The organism is Rossellomorea sp. ABR4_004 (assembly GCF_056159585.1).
Genome location: NZ_JBSWVM010000003.1, coordinates 61,580 through 75,378 on the forward strand (window position 1 = coordinate 61,580; position 13,799 = coordinate 75,378).

The 13,799-nt window shown below is 39.4% G+C and carries 13 protein-coding genes and 2 other annotated features; of the genes, 4 read left to right on the forward strand and 9 right to left on the reverse strand.

All coding sequences use genetic code 11. The features are described from left to right. Positions 1 to 31 precede the first annotated feature (31 nt). Entirely contained in the window at positions 32 to 1,759 is a 1,728-nt protein-coding gene (locus tag ACXAF2_RS17390; protein WP_475140551.1) for an aromatic amino acid hydroxylase, read from the forward strand. A 74-nt stretch (positions 1,760 to 1,833) separates the two neighbouring features. Further along, positions 1,834 to 2,049, forward strand: a complete 216-nt coding sequence (locus ACXAF2_RS17395; protein ID WP_475141272.1) for a 4a-hydroxytetrahydrobiopterin dehydratase — start codon at positions 1,834 to 1,836, stop codon at positions 2,047 to 2,049. A gap of 45 nt (positions 2,050 to 2,094) precedes the next feature. Here ACXAF2_RS17395 and ACXAF2_RS17400 read toward each other — a convergent pair whose 3' ends face one another. The 7 genes from ACXAF2_RS17400 to ACXAF2_RS17430 all read right to left on the reverse strand — a co-directional run bounded on the left by ACXAF2_RS17400 (position 2,095) and on the right by ACXAF2_RS17430 (position 8,055). After that, a complete protein-coding gene (locus ACXAF2_RS17400; RefSeq protein ID WP_475140553.1) occupies positions 2,095 to 2,514 on the reverse strand; it encodes a GNAT family N-acetyltransferase in 420 nt (139 codons plus the stop codon). Beyond that, entirely contained in the window at positions 2,514 to 3,002 is a 489-nt protein-coding gene (locus ACXAF2_RS17405) for a GNAT family N-acetyltransferase (protein WP_475140555.1), read from the reverse strand. Before ACXAF2_RS17405 ends, ACXAF2_RS17400 begins: the two co-directional genes overlap by 1 nt. A 45-nt stretch (positions 3,003 to 3,047) precedes the next feature. Then, the gene (pyrH, locus tag ACXAF2_RS17410; RefSeq protein WP_475140557.1) at positions 3,048 to 3,776 is read right to left on the reverse strand and encodes a UMP kinase; all 729 of its coding nucleotides are present in this window, start codon (positions 3,774 to 3,776) and stop codon (positions 3,048 to 3,050) included. A 193-nt stretch (positions 3,777 to 3,969) separates the two neighbouring features. After that, positions 3,970 to 5,193: a threonine--tRNA ligase gene (gene thrS, locus ACXAF2_RS17415; RefSeq protein ID WP_475140559.1), complete on the reverse strand. Its 1,224-nt coding sequence runs from the start codon at positions 5,191 to 5,193 to the stop codon at positions 3,970 to 3,972. Between the two features lie 51 nt (positions 5,194 to 5,244). Continuing rightward, positions 5,245 to 5,468, reverse strand: a binding site (T-box leader). Positions 5,469 to 5,502: 34 nt separating this feature from the next. After that, positions 5,503 to 5,724: a binding site (T-box leader), on the reverse strand. Between the two features lie 71 nt (positions 5,725 to 5,795). Further along, positions 5,796 to 6,617 carry an undecaprenyl-diphosphate phosphatase gene (locus tag ACXAF2_RS17420; protein ID WP_475140560.1) on the reverse strand — a complete coding sequence of 274 codons (822 nt, stop codon included), beginning with the start codon at positions 6,615 to 6,617 and terminating at the stop codon, positions 5,796 to 5,798. Between the two features lie 42 nt (positions 6,618 to 6,659). Continuing rightward, positions 6,660 to 6,974, reverse strand: coding sequence for a hypothetical protein (locus tag ACXAF2_RS17425; protein ID WP_475140562.1), 315 nt, complete (start codon positions 6,972 to 6,974; stop codon positions 6,660 to 6,662). Positions 6,975 to 7,179: 205 nt separating this feature from the next. After that, positions 7,180 to 8,055 carry a YitT family protein gene (locus tag ACXAF2_RS17430; RefSeq protein WP_475141273.1) on the reverse strand — a complete coding sequence of 292 codons (876 nt, stop codon included), beginning with the start codon at positions 8,053 to 8,055 and terminating at the stop codon, positions 7,180 to 7,182. Between the two features lie 425 nt (positions 8,056 to 8,480). Here ACXAF2_RS17430 and ACXAF2_RS17435 point away from each other — a divergent pair, with 425 nt between their 5' ends. Together ACXAF2_RS17435 and ACXAF2_RS17440 are read left to right on the forward strand one after the other, a co-directional pair. Continuing rightward, entirely contained in the window at positions 8,481 to 9,734 is a 1,254-nt protein-coding gene (locus tag ACXAF2_RS17435) for an ATP-binding protein (RefSeq protein WP_475140565.1), read from the forward strand. Between the two features lie 131 nt (positions 9,735 to 9,865). Further along, entirely contained in the window at positions 9,866 to 10,228 is a 363-nt protein-coding gene (locus ACXAF2_RS17440) for a hypothetical protein (RefSeq protein WP_475140567.1), read from the forward strand. An 82-nt stretch (positions 10,229 to 10,310) separates the two neighbouring features. Here the strand turns inward: ACXAF2_RS17440 and ACXAF2_RS17445 are convergent, their stop codons facing one another. Both ACXAF2_RS17445 and ACXAF2_RS17450 read right to left on the reverse strand, forming a co-directional pair. Further along, positions 10,311 to 12,170, reverse strand: a complete 1,860-nt coding sequence (locus ACXAF2_RS17445; RefSeq protein WP_475140569.1) for an LTA synthase family protein — start codon at positions 12,168 to 12,170, stop codon at positions 10,311 to 10,313. Next, positions 12,167 to 13,777, reverse strand: coding sequence for an aminotransferase class V-fold PLP-dependent enzyme (locus ACXAF2_RS17450; RefSeq protein WP_475140571.1), 1,611 nt, complete (start codon positions 13,775 to 13,777; stop codon positions 12,167 to 12,169). The genes ACXAF2_RS17445 and ACXAF2_RS17450 overlap by 4 nt, the downstream gene beginning before the upstream one ends. Positions 13,778 to 13,799 lie beyond the last annotated feature (22 nt).

Sequence of the window (13,799 nt, forward strand, 5' to 3'; positions counted from 1 at the left end):
AAACAATTTCTTGAAATAAGGAGAATTTAATATGAACCAAACCATTCCAAGTCATTTACGCCCATTTGTAGCTGAACAGCATTATCATTCATACAGCCCTATCGATCATGCCGTGTGGCGTTATGTGATGAGACAGAATCATCACTTTCTTGAAGATACCGCACACGAAGCTTTCACTGAAGGATTAAAAGCCTCCGGTATTAACATACACGAAATTCCTAAGGTAAGTGATATGAACCGGCACTTAGCGAAAATTGGCTGGGGGGCTGCAATTGTAGACGGTTTGATCCCTGGCACAGCGTTCTTTGATTTCCAGGCTCACGGTATTCTCCCGATAGCTACAGATATTCGTCAAAAATCGAATATCGAATACACCCCTGCTCCTGATATATTGCATGAAGCAGCCGGACACGCTCCCATTCTGTTTGATGAAACCTATTCCCGATTTGTAAAGATCATCGGCAATATCGGAGCAAACGCTTTTGCCACTGAAGAAGAACACGAAGCATTTGAAGCAACCAGGCATTTATCCATTGTGATGGAGGATCCATGCTCTACTGAGAAAGAAATTGAAGAAGCAAAGCAGGTGTTAATTGAAAAGCAAGAGGCCGTTTCCGGTCTTTCTGAAGCAGAACAAATTTCACGAATCTTTTGGTGGACTGTTGAATTCGGTTTGATCGGTGATTTTCATCAACCGAAGATCTTCGGTGCAGGACTGCTTTCATCGGTTGGAGAAAGCAAGCACTGTTTATCAAGTGAAGTGATCAAAAGGCCGTTCTCCATCGAAGACGCCATCCATACCAGCTATGATGTTACCTCCATGCAAACTCAACTATTTGTTTGTGAAAGTTTCGAACAACTCATTGAAGAAGTCGAGAAATTCGGAGAGACCATGGCTTTCCGTAAGGGTGGAACAGACGCTATTGAGAAAGCGATTCATTCGAATCAACTTGCTCATATCGAATACAATTCCGGATTACAAGTCACCGGAATCTTCAAAGAAGTCATTAAAAATGAGCATGGTGAAGCTATCTACGTCAAAACCGTAGGACCAACATCACTTTCCATCCAAAACGATCAACTGGATCATCACGGGACAGATCATCATGCTGATGGCTTCGGTGCACCTATTGGTATCCTTGAGGATGGTACCATTCTTGAGAACCAAACCGAAGCGGAATTAAGGAAACTTGGTATTGAGATGAATAAAATGATGCAAATCACATTTCATGGTGGGATTGAAGTCTCTGGACATGTGACGAACCTCGTCTTTCACCATCATCATCTTGTTCTCATATCAATTGATGAATGTATGGTGACATTGGGTGAGCACGTTTTATTCCACCCTTCATGGGGAACTTACGATTTGGCAGTAGGCAGTGAAATTGTTTCAGCACGGCCACATGCGGCAGATTATGATGCTTTCTTCGGGGACACACCTCTTATCGAAGAAAAGGATGGCGAATCTCATGATCTTACACCATTGGACAGCCTCTTCAGAGAGGTCAGAGAACTGAGAGAACTAGCCTTTTCAAGAGATCTTATTCATAGTATAGTAGGCAGGCTGAAAGAGAATTTCCCTGAAGAGTGGCTGCTTAGACTTGAAATGATTGAACTACTGCAGATTCACGAGCCTGGGTCTCAGTTAAAGGAAGACCTTCTGAAAGACTTATATGCTTTAAGTAAGCAGGATCGGTTTGCACGTCTCATTCAAAATGGACTTGATGTCATTTATGGAACGAAAGGAGTTACAATATGAAAAAGTTGGGTGAAGCTGCCATTTCTCAAAATCTTGAAACTCTTAAGAAATGGTAGTTAAAAGAAGAGAAATGGATTGAACGGCGCTTTCGGTTCAAGGATTACCTTGAAGGAATACGGTTTGTCAACAAGCTGGCAGAGACAGCCGAGGAAGTGAATCACCATCCATTTATAACGATTCAATACAAATTGGTTATTGTAGAGTTGACTTCCTGGAGTGAAAATGGCCTGACAGATTTGGACTTCGATTTGGCCAATCAGTATGAAAAGCTCTATATGGAAATGGTGTAAACAAAGAGACAGTCACACGTGGCTGTCTCTTTTCTTCAATGCCTTCTAAACCAAATACTCAGCCGTCAAACTTGAATTCAAATATCTAGCCATACCCGTTTTCATTTTCTTCATTCCATGTTTTCTATAAAACTCTTCATTACCGGTTGTGGAGATTAATTGAACGCAAGAAACATCTTTTAACTGCTCTAAAAGGTCACTCATGATGAGACTGCCGATTCCAATTTTTTGATACTCTAGATGAACGACCACATCATATATTGCGGCATTGAATACACCATCCGTAAGGGCTCTTCCAACTCCAATGATCCTACCCTCACTTATTGCGAAAGTTATTATATCACTTTTTTGAAAAACCTTGTTAATTACTTCATTTGAATGCTTCAACCACCCTGCTGACTGATACACTTCACGTATCTCATCTATCTTATCCGGATCAAATCTGTTATGAATCCTGATATCCATTATGGTCTCCCTATTCTTTGTTTACTAAGAGGATAACTCATTTTAATAAATTCATAGCGACTTCCATTTGTTTCTTGAATGAATGTTCCAATGGGTACGAAACCCACTTTCTTATACACCTTGATGGCACGATTATTGAAGGACGCTACGGACAAAGTCAAAGTTTCAGGAGCATATTTCGCGATTGAGAAATCAACCCCCGCCCTTGTGAACGCTTCGCCCTTTCCCTTTCCTGTAAGATTCGGATGCATGCCTAAACCGATATCAATAGTCGACTCATTTAATTCATTAAATGAGTAAAAACCAATCATTTCCCCTTGATCAAGTACAGCATAGGTTGAATTTCCTCGCTGACCTCCATCTAAAAATTCCGCCAAATCCTCTTCATCCGCTGTAAGATCATAAAATGCGTATTCACCATCATATTTCCATTGGTAGGCAATATGCTGAGCTTGCTCCTGAGTTATGATTTGAAAAGAAAAATCCATCTTTAGGTTCCCCCATCTTTATTTATGTAAATGAAATGGCCATGATCAAAGTCTTGTCTCTTCATGGTTGATCAGCGTTCCCCACTTCTCACCTGAGCATATTTTCTCCATGATTCCTGCCTGGTCAAAGTTAAATATGTGTACAGGGAGTTTATAGTCCCTTGCTAACAGTAGAGCTGATTGATCCATGACTTTAATATTATTCGTTACAACGTCATCGTAATTTAAATTATGGTACATCTTCGCCTTTTTATCCCGTTTAGGGTCACATGTGAAAACACCATCAACTCCCTGCTTTGCTACAAGGATGGCCTCACTATTCGTTTCGATGGCTCTCTGAACGCTAGGGTAATCAGTCGTTACGAAGGGTTGGCCGTTTCCTCCACCAAATATGACAATGTATCCTTTGTCAAGATGGTGAACGGCACGAAGGCGAATATATGGTTCGGCAACCGTTGATACAGGGATAGAAGTCATCACTCGAACTTCTTTGTCGGTCTTACTTTTCAACACACCTCTAAGCATTAAACTGTTGATGATGGTTCCGAGAGTTCCGATACTATCCGCTTCTACTCGCTCTATTCCCCAAGTATCTGCCAGACTTCCTCGAAATATATTGCCACCGCCCACAACTAAGGAAACTTCAATTCCCATATTGACGATTGACATGATTTCGCCTGCAATGTGATCAAGCTCTTCAGTGCCAAAATTATTTCCTTCCTTATCCGCCAACGCTCCACCACTTAATTTAATTAACACACGCTTGTATCTCATCACTATTCCTCCCCTGGACATAAAAAAAGAACTAAAAAGGGAATGACTACCCTTTTAGTTCTTTTTATAGGAGAAGAAATGCTGAAATATGATTGACGATTGATTAACATAGCTTCTCCCCCTCTCGCACTATTCAGAATTTTCCTTTTCTCATTATATAGAAAATACAGGAAATATTCAAGGGATGTTTCATTTAATTCGCCTTACTACTCAAGTCGTTTACCTCTTCTTTTAATTTCGCTATAACCTCCCTTATCTTCAACATACCTACATTTCCTTCCTTCCTCTTACGTAACGAAATAGTATCACACTCGACCTCCTTATCTCCTATTACCATCATATAAGGAACTTTTTGCATCTCTGCTTCTCTGATTTTCAGACCGACTTTTTCTACACGATCATCGACTTCTACCCTAAACCCTTCACTTTCTAATTGAGACTTCACATGTTGAGCATATTGGAAATGTGTGTCGGAAATCGGAAGAATTTTGACCTGATGGGGAGCTAACCAAAGAGGAAAATCTCCTCCAAAATGTTCAATGATGATTGCCATAAAGCGTTCGATCGAACCGTAAATCGCTCGATGAATCATAATCGGTCTGACTGTCCCATTGTTTTCCCCGATATATTCACACTCAAATTTTTCAGGCATTTGGAAATCAAGTTGAACTGTTCCACATTGCCAGCTTCTCCCAATGACATCCAATAGATGAAAGTCTATTTTTGGCCCGTAGAAAGCACCGTCTCCTTTATTAACATGATAATTGACTCCTCTCTCTTTCAACACACCTTCCAAATCTCCTTCAGCTTGATCCCATAATTCAACGGAGCCCATAAAATCTTCCGGTCGAGTCGAAAGCTCAACTTTATAGTCAAACCCGAATTTGCTATAGAAAAGATCGATAAGATCCAATACGTTATGAAGCTCCGACCGAATTTGATCTTCCCTTACAAATAGATGAGCATCATCTTGAGTGAAGGAACGGACTCTCAATAATCCACTTAATGAACCCGACAGCTCATGCCGATGGACTAATCCCAATTCACCGTATCGAAGGGGTAACTCCCTATAACTTCTTCTTTTACTTTTATAGATTAAGACTGCTCCCGGACAACTCATTGGCTTTATCGCATATTTCTGATCATCTACCTCTGAGAAATACATATTCTCATGGTAATGATCCCAGTGACCTGACTTTTCCCATAGCTCCTGCTTCATCATAATGGGAGTTCTAATCTCCTGGTATCCAGCTTTTCGATGTTCCCTCTTCCAAAATTCCTCTAACTCATTTCGTAATAGCATCCCTTTCGGTAAATAAAAGGGCATGCCGGGTGCCTCCTCCATCGATACAAATAGCTCCAACTCCTGACCTAATTTCCTGTGATTTCGTTTTTCCACTTCAGATTGAATTGACATTTTGTTTCCTCCTAATCAATTTTTTTATATAAAAAACCGCATTCATCCCTGTCAAGGGACGAATGCGGTCGTGGTACCACCCTAATTCCGAAGTGCTAAACTAAAGCCCTCCGCTCAAAGCTGATAACGGTTTTCCCGATTATGGATACTGACATTTCACCATAATAGCTCCGAGGTGGTAAATCACTTCCTTTTCTTCAGGGCTTTCAGCCATGTGACCCTGTTCTCTGGTAAGAAATACAAGAAATGATTCGTGTCCTCTTCATCACTTTATTATACAATTAATAAAAAAACCGCACCCATCCCTAACCAAGGGACGAGTGCGGTCGTGGTTCCACCCTAATTCAGAAGTGTAAGATATTACTCTTCGCTTAAGTAAGATAACGGTTTTCCCGATTATGGATACTGGCATTTCACCATAATAGCTCCGAGGTGGTAAATCATTCATTTCTCTTCAGGGCTCTCAGCCGGTGACCCTGCTCTCTGATCAAGAAAAAACGGAATGAATCATGTCCTCATCTTTGCTTTCGTATAGTATATTCAATTTAGAATAAATTTGTTATTGAAATTATATGGTAGTATTTTCTAACTGTCAAGAGTGTTTAAATATAAACAAGGAAAATAATCGCGACTAGAACAAGCCGGTAGATCGCAAAAGGTATTAGCTTGATTTTATTAATCACCTTCAGAAAAAAGTGTATCGACAGATAAGCAAATAGAAACGCACTTAAGAATCCAACCAATAGAAACGGTAAAAACTCAGGGGTAAAATACATCCAGTTCTTCATAAGAGAAAGCGAACTTGCTCCCAACATTATCGGAACCGCCATAATGAATGTGAAATCTGATGCTGCCCGGTAGCTTAATCCAAGTAAAACTCCTCCAGAAATGGTCGATCCCGACCGGGAAAAACCTGGCCATAATGATAAGCATTGAATAAGCCCGATCACCAGCGCTTTTTTATGTGTTATCTGATCCACATTCTCCACTGTGACGATCTTGGGACGATACAAATCCGCTGCAATCATGAGGAAAGCACCGATTGTTAAACCCGCCAGAACCGTATTTAGTGAAAAAAGATGCTCATCGATATAATCCTCAAATAACAAGCCTAGAATCACTGCAGGAATCAATCCAGCCAGTATATGGGTCAATTTTAAATTGGACGATTTATTTGCGGTACGGTGATTAAATCCGAGTAATTCTTTAAATCTCTCTTTAAATACAATGACAACTGCTAAAATTGAGCCTAGTTGGATCACAACTTTGAATGTATTTGCCGGATATTTACCCAATACTTCTTTCGATTGAATCCATAAATCGTCTACTACTATCATATGGCCAGTGGAAGATACAGGCGCAAACTCCGTTAACCCTTCGACCATACCCAATATAAATGCTTTTATTAACAAGATGAAGTCCATTTATCATTTCTCCTCTATCGTTTAATCATGTTGTCAATATGACTAAGATGAAAGATAGTTGGAGTGGTATTTCACGATGACCCCAAACCCGGTTGAATCCCCACGATAATGGGAAAATAGTCCGTCATTGGAAAGAGTGGGAGGAAATTGAGGCAGACTTCTATTAAAAGGCATTCTGCTTTTATCTTCTATTTTTTTCATCACAAGAGAAGGAGTTAATGAAAAAGAATCATCGTCAAGATAGGCAATCTGAGCTTGATCCTGAATGACTTCTTCTCCCCTATGAGTCTGAATATCGTATATCTGCTGGAAACATCCAAACGTGCAAATTAGCACAAGCAACATGGTTTTCATCACTCTCTTCCCCCTCTATCGTGATAATCTAGCTTATCATACTATAACCGCCAGGGGACGACAATAAGGAAATGTACGCTACTTATCAGAGCACTTCCAATATATTATTAGTCTGAATGTTCACGAAAAGAGCCTAATTCAATTTTCAGTTTTAAATCAATAAAAAGCACAGTATAGGGACTTCCCTCCACTGCGCTTTCTCTCATGTCTAATGAATATCTTTCTTCTTAAACCTCCCACCTCTTACCTCTGCTATATCAGCAATGGCAAGAAAGGCGGATGGATCATGTTCTGCAACGATGTCTTTCAGTTTCGCTTCCTCCAGACGAGTGATGACGCAGAATATCACTTTCTTATCATCTCCTGAAAAAGCACCTTCACCATTCAAATAGGTCACTCCTCTCCCCAGTCGGTGTAAGAGGGCATCACCGATTTCCTTGTGGTTTTCACTTATGATCCAAACCGATTTGGATTCATCCAGTCCTTTAATCGTAATATCTATCATTTTAAAAGCTACGTAATAGGCCAGAAGTGAATACATTGCTCTATCCCAGCTAAATACAAATCCGGCGGAAGCCAAAATGAACAGATTGACGAACATGATGATTTCACCGACAGAGAAGGGCAGCTTTTTACTTGATAAAATAGCAAGGATTTCCGTTCCATCAAGAGATCCGCCGTAACGAATGACCATACCCACTCCTATTCCCAGAACGATCCCTCCAAATAAAGAAGCCAGCAGAATGTCCTGGGTGAAGGCAGCTACCGGATGAAGAAATGTAGTTGAAATCGATAGTATGATAATTCCGTATAGTGTAGAGAATGCGAAGGTTTTTCCGATTTGTTTATAACCTATGAAGAAAAAGGGGATGTTAAGGATAAAGATGAAAAGACCAAGCTTAACGCCTGTAATATGTGAGAGCATAATCGAGACACCAACGATTCCTCCATCAATGACCTGGTTGGGAACTAGAAATATTTCAAGGCCAACCGCCATGATCATCGCCCCGATGGTGATGAGGACAGCTCTTTTCACTACCTCTTTAAGGGGAATCTTCTTATGCTTTATTTTCACTTGCTGCATTTGATTTATTACCTGTCCTTCAATCATCTTCATTCCTCCTCCAAAGAAAAACATCCCGTGACAACAACTGAACTCATCTCATTGGAATCAAAAATGATCTATGTAACATACACAATATCCTCTTCAAAGCCTACAAGAACCGGCTTGTATAACTTATATATTCTATTATCACCTTCAAAATACCTGCTTATAATGAGGGACGGACCTCTAAATGAGCGACATCCAACTTTCATTGACATAACAATACCTTGCTATCATCAAGTTATCTGGCCATTTTCTAATTGTCATTTCAAGGTCCGTCCCTCAGCAAATTTAATTTGACTCAAAGGGGAAAATGAAGTATTTTTAATACTTGTATATTCATATTTTGGATAAGCTGGAACTGTTTTCTGTTTCCAGGTAAATTAGGTTTTGGAGGCTTTTCTTTGATTACATTAATCAAAACTTTGTTGGTCAATATTACAATTTTATTTTCATTTACGTATAATGCTAATGTATTATTTCCATTTAAAGAAAAACAAGTTCCACATTTTAAACATAAAATCACTTATGGTCTTATTGCATCCTTTGGAGCTTTATTATGTATGCTTTATCCGATTGAAACCCTTGGAAAAACTCATTTCGACTTACGCATGATTGCCATTTTAATCGCAACGATCTACGCCGGATTATTATCAGGATCGATCGTTTTAGGATGCGTGATCATCTTCCGCTATTTAATAGGCGGTCCATATGTCATGGTTGGAATAACGGTCTCTGTCCTTGCGTTTGTAATAGGCATTCTCTTTCGGAGGATGTTATTAAATACACAATATAAATTATTGGGGAGTACAATTATCTTCCTGTTTCATTCATTGTTTTACATCACGATTATCAACAGCTTTATACCTATTCTTCATTTGACATTTTATTTAATTTATTTCACTGTTTTCTATTTTACTTTTGTTGCTCTTGTATTCATTATTGAACATTTGATTCACACGAACAGACAGATCGAAGAAATGGTGTATCTCGACAAATTGAACATGGTGGGACAGATGGCGGCTTCTATTGCCCATGAGATTCGCAATCCCCTTGCAACCGTAAGAGGATTCATACAACATCTAAGCGAGGACACCGAGGATGAACAGTTTAAAAGGTACTCCCCTCTTATTCTGAATGAATTAGATCGTACGAATAAAATCATCACAGACTACCTTAGCGTAGCAAGACCTAGTGAATTTCAGTTGTCTACACTCCACCTGGAAAGAGTGATTCAGGACTGTGTCGACTTACTAAGACCATTTGCCTCCTATTCGAATACATCGATACTGTTCCAGCAAAACGGCACCCATTATATTAAGGGTGATGAACATCATATGAAGCAAGCGATTATGAACGTCATCAAGAACGGAATTGAATCCATTGAGGAACATGGGGAAATCACCATCTTTATAAAAGAAGACTCTTCCAGGGACAATGTGGTTATCAATATTTCAGACACGGGAAAAGGAATGACTGGGGATGAGTTAAAAAAAATCGGCTTACCTTTTTACACCACGAAAACAAAAGGCACCGGCCTTGGAAGCATGGTGACGAACAAAATCATTCGTGAAATGGGTGGCATGATTGAGTACGAAAGTGAGTTGAATAAGGGTACACTCGTGAAAATTCTGCTCCCTCTCATAACCAAACAATAAACATAACCAAAAGCTTAGGATATTTTATCCTGAGCTTTTATATTAGAGTAATCTCCTCTCTCTTAATCTGTGATACACTTAATTTATCAAGATTTTCCAGGACTCTACAACCTGGTGGGAGGCTAAATACAATGAGTAAAAAATGGACATTCCTATTTCTAATAGGTGTAATCGTAACCCTTTGCATAATAACCATTCTCAATAAGCCTACAGAAAAAGATTTTACACTTTGGCTGCAAGAAGAATACACTATTGATTGCAATAAAGACTGCTCTATCATTGAATTGGACAGCGGGAATGGGAACATTGCAGAGAGGATTAAACTTGCAAATGGAAACAGAGACTATTCTCCTGGACTATTTACATTACGTATAAAAAGACATTACATAAGCCTAAATGACCCGAACCGTATATTTAGTCTAGAAGTGATTGGCTTTAATGGAAGGTTCTATGAAATGAATTCTAAAATAGCCCTTTTAGAAAATCAGGAATGACTTAAGTTTACATAATAATATTATCCATAATTAAATCAACAATTCAAAACCCGACTCTACAATAGAGCCGGGTTTTCTTCGTCTAATCTAAAAACCTCAACAAATCTCCATAAATAATATCATCAGACATGCCTAATTCTTTTCTTACGGTTTCTTTAAATGGCTCACATAATGAGTCAGCAGTCGTTGCTTCACTGCTCTTATCATAGCAAACATTGTCTTTAAAGACGTACTTTTCAGTTACAAAGTCACCATCCCTGAAAATGACTGGGTGATCTTCTTTTCGTGTGAACAGATTATGTCCAAAGGAAAGATTATCCCTCGTTTTAATCCCCAATAAATGGAGAATGGTCGGGCGAATATCGATTTCTCCACCTATCGTTTCGATTGTTTTTCCCTTTTCACCAGGCACATGGATAATGAGTGGAACTTGTTGAAGTTTTACATGATTCACCGGGGTGTCTTCCTGCCCTAAAAGTTCGAACACTCCATTTTCATATTTTTCGGAGATGCCATAATGGTCTCCATATAGTACAAAAATCGTGTCCTTATATAATCCATTTTTCTTAAGCCTGTTAAACAATGATTTAATCGCTTCATCCTCATAACGTACGGTTGTTACGTAACGGTTCACAACATCCTCATTTGTTGAAGCCTCTGGAATAAGTTTATCCTCTTCTTCTAATAAAAAAGGAAAGTGATTGGTCAGCGTAATCAAACGGGTGTAAAACGGTTGAGGTAATTTCTCAAGATACGAAATGGATTGCTCAAAGAACGGGATATCCTTTAATCCGTAGTTAACAGAGTTTTCTTCCGTAACATTGAAATCTCTCTTTGAAAAATAGCGATCGTAGCCTAACGATTCGTACATGATTTCACGATTCCAAAAAGTGCGGTCATTCCCATGAAACACCGCCGCATAATAATCTTCTTTCTTTTCCAAAATATGAGGCATACTTTTATAACGGTTATCCGGTTTGCGAACAAATGCTGAACCACTTGCTAGAGGGTATAAACCTGTATCGATCATGAATTCAGAATCTGAGGTTTTCCCTTGAGCGGTCTGATCATAAATTTGATTGAAATAAAAACTGTCCTTGACCAATGAATTTAAGAAAGGTGTGATTTCTTCCCCATCGACTTTTTGGTTGATGACAAAATTTTGGGTGGATTCCATACTGATCAATACAACATTTTTTCCATCGGCAACACCGAACAGATCGGAATTGTTATGTTTCTTGGATTGTGTATATTTAATGGACGCTTCTGTGTCTGATTTACTGGCAAGCATCTTGGTGAAAGGTACCGTAGCTTCGACCCCAATATCATATAGGTGATAATTGTATGGTCCCACTGATTTGACCATTTGCTCTCTGTCATATGATTCAGCAAATAAATATGGCGATTTTATCAGCCCTAATCCTACTGTTACGAGTAGTAACAGTAGACTCAACCCGATATATGAAAGCTTCCACTTTTTTGAGACCTTAATGGAAGAGGTAGCCGTCCACTTTCTCTTTAATAACCAACCGACAATTAGGAAATCTACAATTAAAAGGAGATCCCATGGACTCATCAGTTCAAAGGTACTTGGCCCGATCCCCCCCACATTTTTAAACTGAAATAAAATCGGAACGGTAACAAAATCTGAGTAAAATCGAAAATATAATAGATCACCGTATAAGAGCCCGGTTGCAATCCCCATAACAAGGATGACAACAGCGGGTTTTATCTTCTTTGAGAAGTAAAAACTGAAACCAATTAGTAGCATTAACGAACCAAGAGGATTGAATATGATGAGTAATAAGTCCAAGAAGGATTCGATATGTAAATTAAACCCGATAAAAGAAACTAGTACGGTCTTCAACCATAAGGTCATGAGTGCAAACACAATTAATTTGTAGGTCTTAAAGCGAGAAATAAAACGGGATAACCTGCTCATTTCACAACCCTTGAATCGACATTGCTTTGATATTCTTTGTTGAGTATTTTCATTGCTTCCAAAACCTTTCGTTCGTTTTGTCTTCCCATAAGTGCTACCTGCACCCAATTTCTCTTTACTAAATAGTCACTTTCGTAGCTTAATAAAATACCTCTATCTTTACAAACATCACCAAACTGCCTACTACACTGTTCCCTCTCCAGTGCAATTGTAATCACTCCAGGAGAATAGTTTTCATCCCCTAATATATGAAATCCTCCTTGAGTTAATACACACCTTACTGTCTGAGCTAATTTTTCATGCATTTCATACTCAATAAAATGCATTGCCTCTTTTAGCGCCCTTACTAGATTAGATGAGTGAGTATATGGGATGCTTGCATTCACTTCGTACATTCCCATGTCCAGATACCTCGGAATTGATGGGCTGGGCTGTATTTCATCTCGATGAAATACAATGGCTAGGCCGGGATAAGAGCCTAAGCCCTTCCCACTGACCGTTGTGGCAAAGTACATTTCCTTAAAGTCCACCGGAATGGTCCCAACCGAACTACAGGCATCGACGCATAGCTCCACCCCATACCTTTGGCACAGAGAAAGTAGCCCTTTCAGGTCATACAAATATCCAGTAGACGTTTCACAATGAACCGTCCAAAGCCATTTAATATTTTGATTTCCCCGGAGTAAGCTTTCCACTTCGCCTAATGAAATTGCTTCATTCCAGTCCTTTTCTAACGAATGAAAATGTAAATCAAATCTGTTTGCATGATCAATCAACCTGGAACCAAATTCTCCGTTTGCAAGAATTAGGCCGCTGCCTGACAAAGATTTCAGCTGAGCTGCAACCATATCATTCGATAGGGTGCCTGTTCCCACTGCAACTTCTGCATAGTTTGCGTTTGTTATTTCACATAATGATCTTCTTACTTCTTCCATTTCATGAATAAACGAGCTGCTTCTATGAGAAATAGCTCCTCCTTTGAAAGCTTTTTCTACCTTTTCATGACGTGGAACCGGCCCTGGGAGGAAGGAAAGCGGAACTGAACTTTCTGTTTTGCGAATCATTAATCGCTGAAAGGCTTTCGTCGAATTTTCGAAGCTATAACGGGTTAAATACATTGGCTGAAATTTTGCCCCTTCCTCCCCCACGAGATCAGCAAATGGCTGAAAGCCGATTCGTTTATACAACTTTAGCTGACGAACCGTTCCTGAAATGAGAGCCATCGTATATCCTTTCTCCAAGCAAAAAGATACTAAACGCTCACATAGCTGATAGAATACCCTCGTACTTCTATAGGCTTCTTTTACAGCTAATAAACGAATTTCACATGGAACGGCACCCGCCGGCAAATATTCATTCAAATCACTCAGTTTTATATCCAAAGAGAAGGGGCGCTTGGCACGAACCGCGATCATGCCCACGACTTCACCTTCATCCTTAGCAATGACATATGTATTTTCATCGTGAAACTTATCAATCAATTTGCGTTCTGAATTTCCTTCGTGCTGAGGTATTTCTTCTACAAAGGTTTGATAATTTAGTGTATAGATTTGTTGAAACTCATTTGATTCACTTGCAATTTTATACTGAAGAGAAAGGTTTTCCATTCTCGTACCTCCTATGTATCCG

What these genes read in the sequence shown, in the direction of transcription:
- ACXAF2_RS17430 (WP_475141273.1), bottom strand. Translation starts at nt 8,055, where the DNA reads ATGCAGCAAGTGAAAATAAAGCATAAGAAGATTCCCCTTAAAGAGGTA.
- ACXAF2_RS17400 (WP_475140553.1), bottom strand. Translation starts at nt 2,514, where the DNA reads ATGGATATCAGGATTCATAACAGATTTGATCCGGATAAGATAGATGAG.
- ACXAF2_RS17390 (WP_475140551.1), top strand. Translation starts at nt 32, where the DNA reads ATGAACCAAACCATTCCAAGTCATTTACGCCCATTTGTAGCTGAACAG.
- ACXAF2_RS17450 (WP_475140571.1), bottom strand. Translation starts at nt 13,777, where the DNA reads ATGGAAAACCTTTCTCTTCAGTATAAAATTGCAAGTGAATCAAATGAG.
- ACXAF2_RS17405 (WP_475140555.1), bottom strand. Translation starts at nt 3,002, where the DNA reads ATGGATTTTTCTTTTCAAATCATAACTCAGGAGCAAGCTCAGCATATT.
- pyrH (WP_475140557.1), bottom strand. Translation starts at nt 3,776, where the DNA reads ATGAGATACAAGCGTGTGTTAATTAAATTAAGTGGTGGAGCGTTGGCG.
- ACXAF2_RS17420 (WP_475140560.1), bottom strand. Translation starts at nt 6,617, where the DNA reads ATGGACTTCATCTTGTTAATAAAAGCATTTATATTGGGTATGGTCGAA.
- ACXAF2_RS17445 (WP_475140569.1), bottom strand. Translation starts at nt 12,170, where the DNA reads ATGAGCAGGTTATCCCGTTTTATTTCTCGCTTTAAGACCTACAAATTA.
- thrS (WP_475140559.1), bottom strand. Translation starts at nt 5,193, where the DNA reads ATGTCAATTCAATCTGAAGTGGAAAAACGAAATCACAGGAAATTAGGT.
- ACXAF2_RS17440 (WP_475140567.1), top strand. Translation starts at nt 9,866, where the DNA reads ATGAGTAAAAAATGGACATTCCTATTTCTAATAGGTGTAATCGTAACC.